9 protein-coding genes, 1 tRNA gene and 1 pseudogene are annotated in these 14,396 nt (G+C 68.2%); 3 read left to right on the plus strand and 8 right to left on the minus strand.

Going from position 1 to position 14,396, the window contains the following annotated elements; all coding sequences use genetic code 11:
- Positions 1-3 precede the first annotated feature (3 nt).
- The gene (locus tag A5692_RS18830) at positions 4-690 is read left to right on the plus strand and encodes an aminodeoxychorismate/anthranilate synthase component II (protein ID WP_068058557.1); all 687 of its coding nucleotides are present in this window, start codon (positions 4-6) and stop codon (positions 688-690) included.
- Here the strand turns inward: A5692_RS18830 and pknB are convergent.
- The 7 genes from pknB to A5692_RS18865 all read right to left on the minus strand — a co-directional run bounded on the left by pknB (position 668) and on the right by A5692_RS18865 (position 10,495).
- On the minus strand, positions 668-2,542 hold the full coding sequence (gene pknB / locus A5692_RS18835; protein ID WP_068058559.1) for a Stk1 family PASTA domain-containing Ser/Thr kinase: 1,875 nt from the start codon (positions 2,540-2,542) through the stop codon (positions 668-670). The genes A5692_RS18830 and pknB overlap by 23 nt on opposite strands.
- Positions 2,539-3,864: a serine/threonine-protein kinase gene (locus A5692_RS18840; RefSeq protein ID WP_068058561.1), complete on the minus strand. Its 1,326-nt coding sequence runs from the start codon at positions 3,862-3,864 to the stop codon at positions 2,539-2,541. The genes pknB and A5692_RS18840 overlap by 4 nt, the downstream gene beginning before the upstream one ends.
- On the minus strand, positions 3,861-5,339 hold the full coding sequence (gene pbpA / locus A5692_RS18845) for a D,D-transpeptidase PbpA (RefSeq protein ID WP_068058563.1): 1,479 nt from the start codon (positions 5,337-5,339) through the stop codon (positions 3,861-3,863). The genes A5692_RS18840 and pbpA overlap by 4 nt, the downstream gene beginning before the upstream one ends.
- Positions 5,336-6,745 (minus strand): FtsW/RodA/SpoVE family cell cycle protein, encoded by a 1,410-nt coding sequence (locus A5692_RS18850; RefSeq protein ID WP_068058565.1) that lies wholly within the window; start codon positions 6,743-6,745, stop codon positions 5,336-5,338. Before A5692_RS18850 ends, pbpA begins: the two co-directional genes overlap by 4 nt.
- Entirely contained in the window at positions 6,742-8,259 is a 1,518-nt protein-coding gene (locus tag A5692_RS18855) for a protein phosphatase 2C domain-containing protein (RefSeq protein WP_068058566.1), read from the minus strand. The genes A5692_RS18850 and A5692_RS18855 overlap by 4 nt, the downstream gene beginning before the upstream one ends.
- The gene (locus tag A5692_RS18860) at positions 8,256-8,723 is read right to left on the minus strand and encodes an FHA domain-containing protein (RefSeq protein ID WP_046183038.1); all 468 of its coding nucleotides are present in this window, start codon (positions 8,721-8,723) and stop codon (positions 8,256-8,258) included. The genes A5692_RS18855 and A5692_RS18860 overlap by 4 nt, the downstream gene beginning before the upstream one ends.
- A 128-nt stretch (positions 8,724-8,851) precedes the next feature.
- Positions 8,852-10,495 carry a DUF3662 and FHA domain-containing protein gene (locus tag A5692_RS18865; protein ID WP_068058568.1) on the minus strand — a complete coding sequence of 548 codons (1,644 nt, stop codon included), beginning with the start codon at positions 10,493-10,495 and terminating at the stop codon, positions 8,852-8,854.
- Positions 10,496-10,737: 242 nt separating this feature from the next.
- Here A5692_RS18865 and A5692_RS18870 point away from each other — a divergent pair.
- Positions 10,738-10,820: transfer RNA gene (locus tag A5692_RS18870), tRNA-Leu, on the plus strand.
- A 320-nt stretch (positions 10,821-11,140) separates the two neighbouring features.
- Positions 11,141-11,344, plus strand: a pseudogene (locus A5692_RS28460) (recombinase family protein); the annotation flags it as partial.
- Between the two features lie 154 nt (positions 11,345-11,498).
- On the opposite strand, the gene A5692_RS18875 reads toward A5692_RS28460, so the two are convergent.
- Positions 11,499-14,114, minus strand: coding sequence for an AAA family ATPase (locus A5692_RS18875; protein ID WP_068058570.1), 2,616 nt, complete (start codon positions 14,112-14,114; stop codon positions 11,499-11,501).
- Positions 14,115-14,396: the final 282 nt, after the last annotated feature.

Here is a 14,396-nt window from a genome sequence, read left to right on the forward strand (position 1 = left end):
ACGGTGCGGATCCTGGTCGTCGACAACTACGACAGCTTCGTGTTCAACCTGGTGCAGTACCTGGGCCAGCTGGGCGTCGAGGCCGAGGTGTGGCGCAACGACGACGCCAGGCTCTCCGACGAGTCCGCCGTCGCCAGGGGGTTCGACGGTGTGCTGCTCAGCCCCGGGCCGGGAACGCCGGAACGCGCGGGCGCTTCCATCGCTCTGGTGGGTGCGTGTGCCGCCGAGCGCACCCCGCTGCTCGGGGTGTGCCTTGGACACCAGGCCATCGGTGTCGCCTTCGGCGCGACCGTCGACCGCGCGCCCGAGCTGCTACACGGCAAGACCAGCAGCGTGTTCCACACCAATACCGGTGTGCTGCAAGGGCTTCCGGATCCCTTCACGGCGACCCGCTATCACTCGCTGACCATACTGCCGGAGTCGCTGCCCCCGGTGTTGGAGGTGACGGCGCGCACCCGCGGCGGCGTCATCATGGGCGTGCGACACAGCGAGTTGCCCATTCACGGTGTGCAGTTCCACCCGGAGTCGATCCTGACCGAGGGCGGACACCGGATGCTGGCGAACTGGCTGGCGTACTGCGGCTGGGCCCGCAACGACACGCTGGTCCGCCGGCTCGAGAACGAGGTCCGCGCCGCGGTGCAGCCCTACTTCCCGGCCGACCCGGCCGCTACTGGCCGAACTTCAGCGTGATGATGCCGTCGCGGTTACAGCCTGTGCCGGCCGGCGGGTTCTGATACACGACCCGGTGGGACTGGGAGCCACCCGCGTCCACGTCGGGGCCCTTGTCCAGCACCCCGGTCCAGCCCAGCGCCCGTAACCGTGGCTCGGCGTCCGTCCAGAACATGCCGCTCAGGTCGGGCATCATGAACTGGTTGCCCTTGGACACCTGCAACTCGATCACCGAATCCACCGGGACCGTCTGGCCCTTGGGCGGATTGGTGCCGATGACCTCACCCGCCGGCCGGGTGCTGTCAACCTGCGCCTGGGTGATCTTGGTGAAGCCGTAGACCGTGAGATTCTTCTGCGCGACGTCGACGGTCTGGCCCGCGACGTCGGGCACTTGCTTCGTCTCGGGGCCTGAGCCGACGATGACGGTGATCACGTTGGTGATCGCCGACGTCTGGTTGGCCGGCGGGTTGGTGCCGATCACCTTGCCGAGCAGCTCTGGGCTCGACGGTGAATTGGCCTGTTTGAACTTGCCGAACCCCGCCGCTTTGAGCTTGCTGACCGCGTCGGAGTAACTCAGCGAGGAAACGTCGGGCACCTCGCGCTGTTCGGGACCGGTCGAAACGTTGATGGTGATCTCGTCGCCCGCGCTCACTGACGCGTTGGCGCCCGGATCGGTGCTGATGACATGGTCGGGCGGGATCGTCGAGTCGGGCTTTTGCAGGGTGCGCGTCTTGAAGCCGCGGTTCTGCAGTGAAGCGATGGCATCGGCGGACACCTGGCCCCGCATGTCGGGTACCTGGACGTCGCGGGTGGTGCCGCCGAAGGTGTTGAAGGCGATGACGACGACGATCGTCAGCACCGCCAGTGCCGCGACCGCGACGATCCAGCGACCGACCGAGCCACCGTTGCGGTCCTCGACGCGGCGGAGAGGTTGCCGCGGCAGCGCATCGGGGCGGTGGCCGGGCAGGTTTCCGCCCGTGGCAAGCAGCGAGGTGCGGTCGGCGTCGGTGAGTACCTTGGGCGCCTCGGGGGTTTCGCCGTTGTGCACCCGCACCAGGTCGGCGCGCATCTCGGCGGCCGTCTGGTAGCGGTTGTCCGGATTCTTGGCCAGTGCCTTGAGCACGACCGCGTCGAGGTCGGCGGAGATGCCCTCGTGCCGCTGCGACGGTGGAATCGGGTCCTCACGCACGTGCTGGTACGCGACCGCGACCGGGGAGTCACCGGTGAAAGGCGGCTCGCCCGTGAGGATTTCGTAGAGCACACACCCCAGCGAATAGACGTCGGAGCGGGCGTCGACGGTGTCGCCGCGGGCCTGCTCGGGCGACAGGTACTGGGCCGTCCCGATCACTGCCGCCGTCTGCGTGACGCTGTTGCCGCTGTCGGCGATCGCGCGGGCGATCCCGAAGTCCATCACCTTGACCGCATTGGTGTTGCTGATCATGATGTTCGCCGGCTTGACGTCGCGGTGGATGATGCCGTTCTGGTGACTGAAGTTCAGCGCCTGGCACGCGTCGGCGATGATCTCGATGGCCCGCCGCGGGGGCAGCGGGCCGTCGGTGTGCACGATGTCGCGCAGCGTGACGCCGTCGACGTACTCCATGACGATGTAGGGCAGCGGACCCGTCGGGGTCTCCGCCTCGCCGGTGTCATACACCGCCACGATCGACGGGTGATTGAGCGCGGCGGCGTTCTGAGCCTCGCGGCGGAACCGCAGATAGAAGCTGGGATCGCGGGCCAGGTCGGCGCGCAGCACTTTCACCGCGACATCGCGGTGGAGCCGGACATCGCGGGCCAGGTGAACCTCGGACATACCCCCGAATCCGAGGATTTCGCCCAGTTCATAGCGGTCAGACAGGTGCTGAGGGGTGGTCATCGTGGTATCTCGTGTCGGGCCGGTGAGACGCTGGGCGCCGGTCGTTCACCCCACCCGCGCTCGGCCGGCCCTCGTTGCAGTCCAGAATTACCTATCGTCGCGCGATCCGTCCAATTGAGCCGCAGCGCGGGGCCGGGCGCGGAACCGCTCGGGGTCTTGCTCGCCGGTGGCGCCGGCGGACCGCCGGTGTCGGTGACCGTCGGAGGCGGCGGCTGCTGGGTGTCCGCGCGGGAATTGATGACGATGAGCACCGCGATGATGATCGCCAGCGCCCCCAGCACCCCGGCGGCCCACAACAACGCGCGCTGACCCGAGGAGAAGGTGCGCCGCGCCGGGGGTGGGCGGTGACCGCCGGTGGCCGGCCGGGACCGGCGCGGGGCCGCGGCCCGAGTGCTGGTGACGGCGGCCGCCCTGGTCGTCGGGCTGGACGGGATGGCCGCCGGTGACGCGCGCCCGGGGGGCGGCGACTGGCTGGGCCGCGGCGGGCGGCGGCCGGCCCGCACCGCGGCCACGGCGTCGGCGAAGGGGCCGCCGCTGCGGTAACGCATCGCGGGATTCTTGACCAGCGTGATCTCGATGAGCTCCCGCACGTTGGGCGGCAGCTCGGCGGGCAGCGGGGGCGGGGGCTCCTTGATGTGCTTCATCGCCACCGTCAGGGCGCCGTCACCGGTGAAGGGCCGCTTGCCCGACACGACCTCGTAGCCGACGACACCCAGCGAGTACACGTCGCTGGCGGGGGTCGCGTCGTGCCCGAGGGCCTGTTCGGGGGCGATGTACTGGGCGGTGCCCATGACCATCCCGGTCTGGGTGACCGGCGCGGCGTCGACGGCCTTGGCGATACCGAAGTCGGTGATCTTGACCTGGCCGGTCGGGGTGATCAGGATGTTGCCCGGTTTGACGTCGCGGTGCACCAAGCCCGCGGCGTGCGCGACCTGCAGGGCCCGGCCGGTCTGCTCGAGCATGTCCAGTGCGTGCCGCAGCGACAGCCGGCCGGTGCGCTTGAGCACCGAGTTCAGCGGCTCGCCATTGACCAGCTCCATCACCAGGTAGGCGGTACGGCCCTCCCCGTCCAGCTGGCTCTCGCCGTAGTCGTGGACCTGGGCGATGCCGGGGTGGTTCAGCATGGCGGTGGTGCGCGCCTCGGCGCGGAACCGCTCGATGAATTCCGGGTCCTGGGAGAACTCCTGCTTGAGCACCTTGACCGCGACGCGCCGGCCCAGCCGGCTGTCCACGGCCTCCCAGACTTGGCCCATGCCACCGGTGGCGATCAGGCGCTGCAGGCGGTATCTGCCAGACAGCGTCACACCAACTCGCGGGCTCATGGTCCTCCCTGTAGCGCGGCTTGGATCACAGCCCGTCCGATCGGCGCGGCGAGTGCACCTCCCGTCGCGGACAGGCGGTCGCCGCCATTCTCCACCAACACTGCCACGGCGACTTTGGGCGTCTGCGCGGGCGCGAAGGCGATGTACCACGCGTGCGGCGGCGTATTTCGCGGATCGGTGCCATGCTCTGCGGTACCGGTCTTGGATGCGATCTGCACGCCGGGAATGGCCCCTTTCTGCTGCGCGACCTTCTCGGCGCCGACCATCAGCTCTGTTAGCTTAGCGGCGACCTGGGGTGACACCGCGCGGCGCTGCTGATACGGAACGGTCGTGCTGATGTTCGCCAGGTCGGGGCCCTTGAGGCTGTCGATCAGGTAGGGCTGCATCGTGATGCCGTCGTTCGCGATGGTCGCGGCGATCTGAGCGTTCTCCAGCGGTGTCAGCGCGACATCTTTTTGGCCGATGCTGGACATGCCCAGCGCGGCTGCGTCCGGGATGATCCCGACCGTCGACTCGGCGACCTGCAGCGGGATCACGCTCGGTGTGGTGTCCAGACCGAACGAGCGCGCCATACTGCGCAGCGCATCCGAGCCGGTGTGGATGCCGAGCTGGACGAACGCCGTGTTGCACGACAGGGCGAACGCCTGTTTGAGCGACACTGTGAGCTCATTGCCACAGGGCTGGCCGCCGTAGTTCTCCAGCGTCGCGGTGCTGTCCGGAAGCTGAATGGACGCCGCCGCGGTCAACTGCTCGGCGTCGGTCGCACCGGCCTCCAGCGCCGCCGCGGTGGTGACCACTTTGAACGTGGAGCCGGGCGGGTAGGTCTCCGAGATGGCGCGGTTGGTCAGCGGGTTGTCGGGGTCGTCGCGTAGCCGCTGCCACGCCTGCGCCTGCACCTGAGGATCGTGCGACGCGAGCAGATTGGGGTCATACGACGGCGATGAGACCATGGCCAGGATCTTGCCGGTGGACGGCTCGAGGGCGACGACGGCGCCCTTGCACGGCGGCCCGCCGCAGCCCTGCTGCATCGCATCCCACCCGGCCTGCTGGACCCGCGGCCGGATGGTGGTGTCGACGTTGCCGCCGCGCGGATCGCGGCCGGTGAAGAAGTCGGCCAGCCGGCGCCCGAACAGCCGCTCGTCCGAGCCGTTCAGCAGCGGGTCCTCGGCACGCTCCAGGCCGGTGCTGGAATAGCGCAGGGAGTAGAAGCCGGTGAGCGGCGCGTAGACGGCGGGATTGGGATAGACCCGCAGAAAGCGGAACCGGCTGTCGGTGGCCACCGAGTAGGCCAGCAGTTGGCCGCCGGCGACGATCTGGCCGCGCTGCCGCGAATACTCGTCCAGCAGGACCCGCTGATTGCGCGGGTCGGCCCGCAGCGAGTCGGCGGCGAACACCTGCGTCATGGTGGCGTTGAGCAGCAGCAGCACGATCAACGCCATGACCGTGAGCGAGATGCGGCGCAGCGAGGTGTTCATACCTTCTCGATCACCTCGGTCTTGGCCGCCGCGATCGGGGCGTCCTTGCGATCGCGGCCGCGCAGGGGGTGCCGCGCGCTGTGCGAGATGCGAGCGAGGATGGCCAGCAGTATGTAATTGGCGAGCAGCGATGATCCGCCGTAGGACATCCACGGCGTGGTCAGCCCGGTCAGCGGGATGAGTTGCGTGACGCCACCGACGACGATGAACAACTGGATGGCCAGGGTGGAGGCGAGACCCGCGGCCAGCAGTTTGCCGAAGCTGTCCCGCGTCGCGATCGCGGTGCGCATGCCACGGATGATGACGATGGTGTAGAGCATCAAGATGCTGGCGAATCCGACCAGTCCGAGCTCTTCACCGAACGCCGCGATGATGAAGTCGGTCGACGCGGCCGGCACGGTGTCGGGTTGGCCGTTGCCGAGCCCGGTGCCGAAGATGCCGCCCGTGGCGAAACTGAACAGCGACTGCACGATCTGGTAGCCGCTGCCGTCGGGGTCGGAGAACGGGTCCCACCACATCTGCACGCGGACCCGCACGTGCGCGAAGATGAAATACGCGATGACGCTGCCCACCGCGAACAGCACCAGGCCGATCACAACCCAGCTGAACCGTTGTGTCGCAAGGTAAACCACGACCAAGAACGACGCATAGAGCAGCAGCGAGGTGCCGAGGTCCTTCTCGAAGGCCATCACTCCCACCGAGATCACCCACGCGGCCAGCAGTGGCGCGAGGTCGCGTGGGCGCGGCAGGGTCAGGCCCATGAAATGCTTTCCGACGCTGTTGAATAGGCCCCGCTTGGCGATCAGCACGGCGGAGAAGAAGATCAGCAGCAAGATCTTGGAGAACTCGGCGGGCTGAAACGAGAAGCCGGGGAAGCGAATCCAGATCTTCGCGCCGTTCTGCTCAGACAGCGATGCCGGCAACAGCGCGGGAATGACCAGCAGGACCAGGCCGGTGATCCCGCATATGTAGCCGTACCGTGCCAGCTGTCGATGGTCTTTGAGAAACGTGACCACGAGCGCGAACGTGATGACCCCGACCACCGTCCACAGCATCTGCTGGGTGGCGCTGGGGTGATGGTGGCCGCTCATCTGGTTGTTGACGAGGTCGAGCCGGTGGATCATCACCAGGCCAAGTCCGTTGAGCAGCGCCACAATTGGCAACAGCAGCGGGTCGGTATAGGGCGCGAAGCGCCTGATGGCCATGTGCGCCGAACCGAACACGAGCAGGAACACCAGCCCATAGCTGATGACGTTCCAGTGCATTTCGCGGTCCTGGTTGGCCTCTACGATCAGCAGCGCGGCGACGGTGATGGCCGCGGCGAAGCACAGCAGCAGCAGCTCGGCGTTGCGACGAGTGGGCAGCGGCGGCGTGACAGCGACGGGCGGCTGGAGTTGTGTGGTCATGCCACTGTCCGGCAGTCAATGCCCGGTTGGAGTGGAGGCGCAGGAAGCGCGGTGACCGTCTGGGAAGTGGTCGTGGGGCCCACCGGCGAAGGGGTCGCGGGGCCGGCTGCGGTGCTGGTGGGGGCCGGGGCGCTGGGGCCGGGAGAAGCGGTGGTAGGTGGAGTGGTTGATGCTGGCGATGCCGCGACGCTTGACTCGGGGGTGCCGCTCCCGGGGCCCGGGGCGCCCGGCGGCGACGTGGCGCGCGGCGAAGGACAGGTGGGCAGCAGGTATTCGGCCAGCAATTGCCGGAGCTGTGACTCGGCCTGGTCCAGGCTGCCGCCCGGCAGCCCGGTCTGCACCTGGACCTGCCCGGGACGGCGCAAGTCCCGCAGCGTCATCAGCTGACAGTTCGAGTGACCGGACTGGCCGTAACTGATCAGCGACAGCTCGTTGCGCGCGCTCAGGCAGCCGACCAGATAGGGCTCCTGCAGCGGCAGACCCAACAATGATCCCTGAATTCCGCGGACTATCGAGACCTTGCCGTCGTATTCGGTGACGTAATAGTTGCGCTGGATCACCCACCACGCGATGGCCAGGCCCGACAGAACGAACAACACCGCCAACGTCACGACGAAGAACATCCGCCGCCGCGGCCAGCGCGGTCGGCTTGGGGTTTCTGGTTGGGGCGCAACGCGTTTCGCGGCCTCTTCGCGAGGCCTGATCGCGGAGGCACGGCCCGCGGAGGTGTTGGGCAACGTCATCTGGTCGTCGTCACCCGAAACCGCGCCGGCAAGAATCGGTTGGGTTTGGCCGTAGTCGTAGTCGACGACGTCGGCGACCACCACGGTCACGTTGTCCGGACCGCCGCCGCGCAGCGCCAGCTCGATGAGGCGGTAGGCGGCCTCGGCCACGTCTGGGATCTGCAGGGCTTCGAGGATGGTCTCGTCGCTGACCGGGTCGCTGAGCCCGTCGGAGCAGAGCAGGTAGCGGTCGCCGGCCCGCGCCTCGCGCATGGTCAGTGTGGGTTCGACCTCGTGACCGGTCAGGGCGCGCATGATCAGCGACCGCTGCGGGTGGCTGTGTGCCTCTTCGCGGGTAATGCGGCCCTCGTCGACCAGGGTCTGAACGAAGGTGTCGTCCTTGGTGATTTGCGTCAGTTCACCGTCACGCAGCAGATAGCCGCGCGAATCGCCGATGTGTACCAAGCCAATCCGGTCGCCTGCGAACAGGATCGCGGTGAGCGTGGTGCCCATGCCCTCGAGTTCGGGCTCCGCCTCCACTTGCGCCGCGATGGCGGCATTGCCGGCGCGCACCGCGGCGTCGAGCTTGGCCAGCAGGTCGCCGCCGGGTTCGTCGTCGTCAAGGTGGGCCAGCGCGGCGATCACCAGCTGGGAGGCGACCTCGCCCGCGGCGTGGCCGCCCATGCCGTCGGCCAGGGCGAGCAGCCGCGCACCGGCGTATACGGAGTCTTCGTTGTTGGCGCGCACCAAGCCGCGATCGCTGCGCGCGGCGTATCGCAGGACCAGGGTCACGGGCGCAGCTCGATCGCCGTCTTGCCGATCCGAATCGGCGTCCCTATGGGAACTCGTACCGCAGTCGTCACCTTTGCCCTGTCAAGGTAAGTGCCGTTGGTCGATCCTAGATCCTCGACGTACCATTCCGAACCGCGCTGAGATAGCCGGGCGTGCCGGGTCGAGGCGTAGTCGTCGGTGAGCACCAGGGTCGAGTCGTCAGCCCGCCCGATCAACACCGGTTGCCCGCTGAGTGTGATGCGGGCACCGGCCAACGCCCCCTCGGTCACCACCAGGTAGCGCGCGGCGTGCCGGCGTTGCCGCGACGGCAGCAGGGTGCTGCGCAACGCCAAGCCCCGGCGAACCATGACGGCGCCGGTGGGGGCGTAGATATCGGTCCGCAAGATCCGCAACACGGACCAGATGAATACCCACAACAACATCAAAAATCCGGCACGCGTCAGCTGCAGTACGAGTCCCTGCATCTGGCGTCCTTTCCGTCCTGGCGGCGTCATCCCCCCGGCGCCCGTGACCCCGAGCACATCGGCAACGTCACGATACTTGGACGGCGGTCGACTCGGGGCGAGGCAGGGCAGCGTCGAGCCCAGCGGGTTCAGTGGATCCGGACGATGATCTCCGAGTGGCCCAGGCGGATCACGTCACCATCGGCCAACTGCCACTCCTGCACGGGCGCGTTGTTCACGGTGGTGCCGTTGGTCGAGTTCAGGTCCGACAGGAGCGCCACCTGCCCGTCCCAACGGATCTCGAGGTGACGCCGTGACACGCCGGTGTCGGGCAACCGGAATTGGGCGTCTTGGCCGCGGCCCACGATGTTGGAGCCCTCACGCAGCTGATAGGTGCGGCCGCTGCCGTCGTCGAGCTGCAGCGTGACCGCCGTCCCGGCCGCGCCATAGCCGCCGCCGTAAGCGCCGTAGCCGCCGGCCTGCTGACCGTAGTCGGCCGGCTGCCCGTAGTCGGCGGGCTGGGCGTACTCGGCCTGCTGGCCGTAGTCGTAGTCGCGCTGGGGCGCCTCGGGATAGCCGCCCTGGCCGCCGTATCCCCCGCCCGGGACGTTCTCCGCATACTGCGTGTAGTCGCCGGCGTAGTCCTGCCGCCCGTAGCCACCACCGCCCTGCTGGTATCCCTGCTCGTACCCGCCGGCCTGCTCATAGCCGCCGCCCTGCTCGTACCCGGCGCCCTGCTCGGGGTAGGCCGGCCGCTGCTCGGGCGGAGCGTAGGCACCCTCATCCTGGCGCGCCGGTCCGCGGCCGTATTCGCCGTACCCGCCGTAGCCCTGTTGGCCGCCTGCGGGCTGACCGCCGCCCGGCGGGCCGTAACCGCCGCCCTGGCGGTAGCCCTGGTCGTAACCTTGGCCGCCGTACCCACCGGGCGCGGGAGGGCGCTGCTCGTACTGCGGCGGGTACCCCCCTTGGCCCTGCTCGGGGTAGCCCCCGCCCTGGCCCTGGTAGCCGCGCTGCTCGGGGTATCCCCCCGGGGCTTGATACCCGCGCTGGTCGGGGTAGCCGCCCGGCGCTTGGTAGCCGCCCTGCTCCGGGTAGCCGCCTTGGCCCTGCTCGGGGTAGCCGCCCTGCTCGGGGTGCCGCGGCGGCGGGTAGCCCTGCTGCGGCGGGTAGCCGCCCTGCTCGGGCGGCGGTGGATACCCACCGCGCGGTTCAGGCCCCCCCTGCGGTTCTGCGCCAGCCTCTTGCGGACGCCCGTAGCGGTCGTCGTAATACTCATCGCTGGGCCGCCCCGGCCCCTGAGCCCCGCGGTAGCTCGAATCGTCAGTCATTGGTGCTACTCCTCGTTCTGCGCCGAACGCATTATTTGATTGTGGCCGGACGGGCTCATTGACCGTCGGGCGGGGCTGCACATCGGGGTTGACAGCACCACGGGCGCGGTACTGGCCGGTACGCAGGTTCGACGACTGCTCGAAGCGGACGACCACATCACCATACGTTTGCCACTCCTGTTCACGGATGTAGTCGGCCAAGTACCTCGCGAAAGCGCCCGACGTGAGATCAGGGTCGGCGCCCACCTTCTCGAAGTCGTGCCTTCCGAGGGTAATGATGTATTCGTTGGGGGCCAAAAACCGATTTCCGTGCAGCCGTTGGACGCCGTCGCGGGCTTCGCGGCGCAGCAGGGCCTCCACCTCCTGCGGGACGATCGATCCGCCGAAGACTCGGGCGAAGGCATTGTCGACGGTGGCCTCGAGCTTGCGCTCGATCCGCGCCGCCAGCCCCCGTTGGCTACTCATGCCCTGCCGTTCACCCGCACTTGCCAATGCGTGTCGCTGCCGTGCGGCAAACGATGCGCGCGGTGACCTCTCACTCCAGCATGGTATCGACACCGCGCGAGCTCGCGGCACCGTGAAAACTCTGAGAACTGCGTCCGCCCTGCTCAGAGACGTTGGCCCGCAGCGCCGCCCAGCCGCCGGGCCCGACCAGGCAGTTGGGGAATGCGGCTATTAGAGTGATATGGTCCATCGGTTGTTTTTCCGGGCGAGTGGCGGAATGGCAGACGCGCTGGCTTCAGGTGCCAGTGTCCTTCGGGACGTGGGGGTTCAAGTCCCCCTTCGCCCACAGCGAGCGGTTCTACGAACTGCGGCGCTAAAGGTCACGAACTCATTTGGGTTCGTGACCTTTGTGTTTGGTGGGGAAGCTGGCCGCGGACGCGACTTTCGTCGCGGTCGGGACATGGTCGCGTAGATCCCCGTAATCTTTGAAGCGCACCTGATCCACCGGGGTCGGGCGCCGGCCACAAAGGAGCTATAGGGGCGTGGCGACGAAGCTCATCACCGAAGTGACGCGCCGCAGGATCTTCGACACCATCAACCTGTCGAAGGAGATCCTGGCGGCCGAACCTACCGGCGATGAGCTCGGCCTGTTGAGACAGTGATTGCATGGCAACGATCACCACTCCAGCCACGACCGGAGCCCAACTCGGGTACGCCCGCGTCAGCACCGGGCATCAGTCCCTCGACCAACAAGTCGATGCGCTGATCTCGGCAGGTGTCGACGCGAATCGCGTCTACAGCGACAAGCTTTCGGGCATGTCCGCGGGCGAGGAGCGAGTTGGGCTTGCTGCTCTCTTGGATTACGCCCGCACTGCGTTATCTGTGACGAGATGGCCTGATTGGAATGTTTGAGCTGTTCAGTTCGTCAGTGTCATCTACAAGACGGCACGGTTGCGGCGGCTCCGGGTGCACAGATGTAGCCGACGTGGTTCACGCGGCGGGCTGTCGGTGTGCGCTCTTCAGGCTAAGTCGTGACCGGATCTCGCAGGGCGTGGGCGACGGCTTGGGCGCGAGTGCTGACCCCGAGTTTAGCCAGGATGGCCTGTATGTGGTTGTCGGTGGTTTTGGTGCTGATGTGCAGGGTGGCGGCGATGCCTGCGGTGTTGTGGCCGGACGTGAGCAGTTCGAGGACCTCGCGTTGGCGGCGGGTCAGCCCGTCGGGGTCGGCAAGGGTTTGACCGTATGGGCCGCGGCGGGTTGGACCGCGCAGCGCGGCGAGACGCTGTTGGGCGCGGCGGGCCGCTGCGCGTGCCCCGAGCCGGCGGAAAGTGTCGTGCGCTGACTGCACCGCAGCGATGTCGCCGCCGAGTTGGGCGACGGCCGCTTCGTACAGGCAGCCGCGGCGCGTCCATTCGGTGGCGGCGGCCTGCCAGTCGCCGCTCACTTCTAAGTGGAAGGGAGTGATCGGGTTCTCGACGGCGATGGGCGCCGCGCCGGCGCCGGGCAGTTGCGCCCAGCGGCGCAACGACCCAATCAGCCAGGCATCGGCCTCGTCTTCGAGGGCTGCCAGGGCGGTCTGAGCCTCGGTGCGCGCGGTGTCGTCGTCGCCGGCCAACCACGCGACCTCTGCACGCGCCGCCCACACCGGAAACAGCCGCAGATGGTCGGAGAAGGGTATGGCCGTGTCGTAGTCGAGCAGCGATGTGGTGGGTGGTTCGCCGCGGCGGGCGTCGATGAGGGCCAGGGTCAGTCGCGGCACGGTGGTGTTCACCGCGACCAACCCCGGGCGGGTGAGTACGTCCTCCGCAGCTGAGCGGGCGGTGTCCCAGTTGCCGCGATGCAGACCCAGCAAGGCATCGATGCCGCGGTTCAATGCCTCGAACGTGATCAGGTTACGGTCACGGCAATGCGCTACGGCATCGGCAAGGCAGCTGTAGGCCCGGTCCAAGTCATAATGCATCGCGGCGAACCCGCACACGCACGTCCCGAGCAGGCCGGCGTGTTCGCCGCGCACGTCGGCAGCCATGGTGTCGCGCCAGGCAGCTTCCAACTCGTCCCATCCGGTGTCGGTCCGCAACACGCGGGCCAGGGCGGCAAAACCGCGAGCTTGCGCGATGGTCAGGTCATCCCCGAGCTGGGCACCCACCGTCATTGCGTGGGCGGCATACTCGGCGGCAGCCGCGTCGAAACCCCACACCCCCACCTGGGTCATGTTCACCAGCGACGAGGCCAGCTGACGGCTCGCACCGTCGCCTTGGGCCAACGCCAATGCGGTGCGTCCCGCTTCGGCGGCTTGGCGGGTGCGGCCAGTCCCCCACAGTTGGTGGGACAGCCAACGAAGGTCCTCGGCTTGTGCGAGTCGATGACCCAGATCGTGGCGTAGCATCGCCGCTTCCCGCCACGAGGACACAGCCGCCTCTGCGAGCCCGCAGGCATAGCTGGCGAACGCATGCTGTTCGAGCCACACGGCACGCTGCTCGGCCGGGGCGGTTTTGGCGTAACGCAGCGTGACCTCGTACAGCTCGGCGGCTTCGCGGTTCGCGCCCAGCGCCAAGGCCCGCTCGGCGGCCGGAGGCCCGTAGCGGATGACGGCGCCGATATCGTCGGCGCGCTGGGCGTGAAATGCTAACGCCACCAACGTATCCGGATCGATTGGCGGTTCGGCCAACACCGCCAATGCCCGTTTGTGCAGCGCTCGCCGCTCGTATCCGGGTATCCGTTCCGTGGTGGCGCGGCGGGCCAGCTCATGGCGAAAGCCGATCGTGTTCGCGTCAGCGACCAGCACCCCGGCGTCGAGGCATTCGCCCAGCCCCGTGCCGGCCATCGGGCAGACCTTTTCCACCAGATCCACCGGCGCACGTGGGCCACAGACTGCCACCGCGTCAGCGGTCTCACGTGCGGCCACCGACAGGCGGCCCTGCCGGCCGCGGACCGCCTCGGTGATGCTGCGCGGCAAGCCCTGCCGACTCAACGCGGCCGGGCCGGTGGCCAGCACCTCGGTGACGAAAAATGGGTTACCGCCGGTGAGTTGGTGCAGCTGCTCGGCGTTTACCCCGCTGCCGGTGGCCATCTGGGCCACCGCCTGGGGACTCAGCGGCTCCAACTGGATACGACTGACTGCCGCGCAGGTGGCCATATCTCCCAGGGCGACCGACAGTGGGTGCTGTCGGTCAAGTTCATCGTCGCGATAGGACACTGCCAGCAGCAGCGGCAGCGAATCGACGCGTCGGGCCAGAAACCGCAGCAGATCCAGGGTCGCGCCATCGGCCCAATGAGCGTCTTCGATCACCCACAGCCAATGGTGTCCATCGCGCAGTAACGCCAACAACCGGCGGTAGAGCACGCCGGTGTCACCGGACAGGATCGCCGCGTCCAATGCTCGGGCCGCGGCTGGACCCACGCCAGCCAACGCATCGATGAGCGGCCCCAACGGGCGCGGTGTGGCCAACGGGTCGCACCAGCCGCGCAGCACCTGCATGGCGGAATCCAACTGGGCCACAATGTGCCCCAGCACCACGGTCTTGCCGACTCCGGCTTCCCCGCTCACCAACACCAGCCGCCCGCCACCGCCGCGGGCAACGTCCCGCGTGATCCCGCCCAGCTCGGCGAGCGCCTCCTGGCGCTCCAGCAACCGCTCCACCCGACCGGCTCCCGCGTTCAGCCGCTGTTGGCGGCACCGAAAAATAGGGAAAACGCCCCATGCACCTCGGCCACCAGCCAACGCAGACTACATACCGAGCGCCCCGGAGGGCGCGCGGCAAACAGCACCGCACATCGGGACATGATGCGGCCTACTGTAGCCGCAATGCCCCCGGGCCGCGCCCCGAACCGCGAACACCGGCGGGGTCAGCACCACACATTGACCAGTCAAGCGGATCGAGGTCGATGCAGATGAGTCGTCGGCGAATCACCAACGCCGCAA

Source organism: Mycobacterium sp. E342 (assembly GCF_001667665.1).
Classification (GTDB): domain Bacteria; phylum Actinomycetota; class Actinomycetes; order Mycobacteriales; family Mycobacteriaceae; genus Mycobacterium.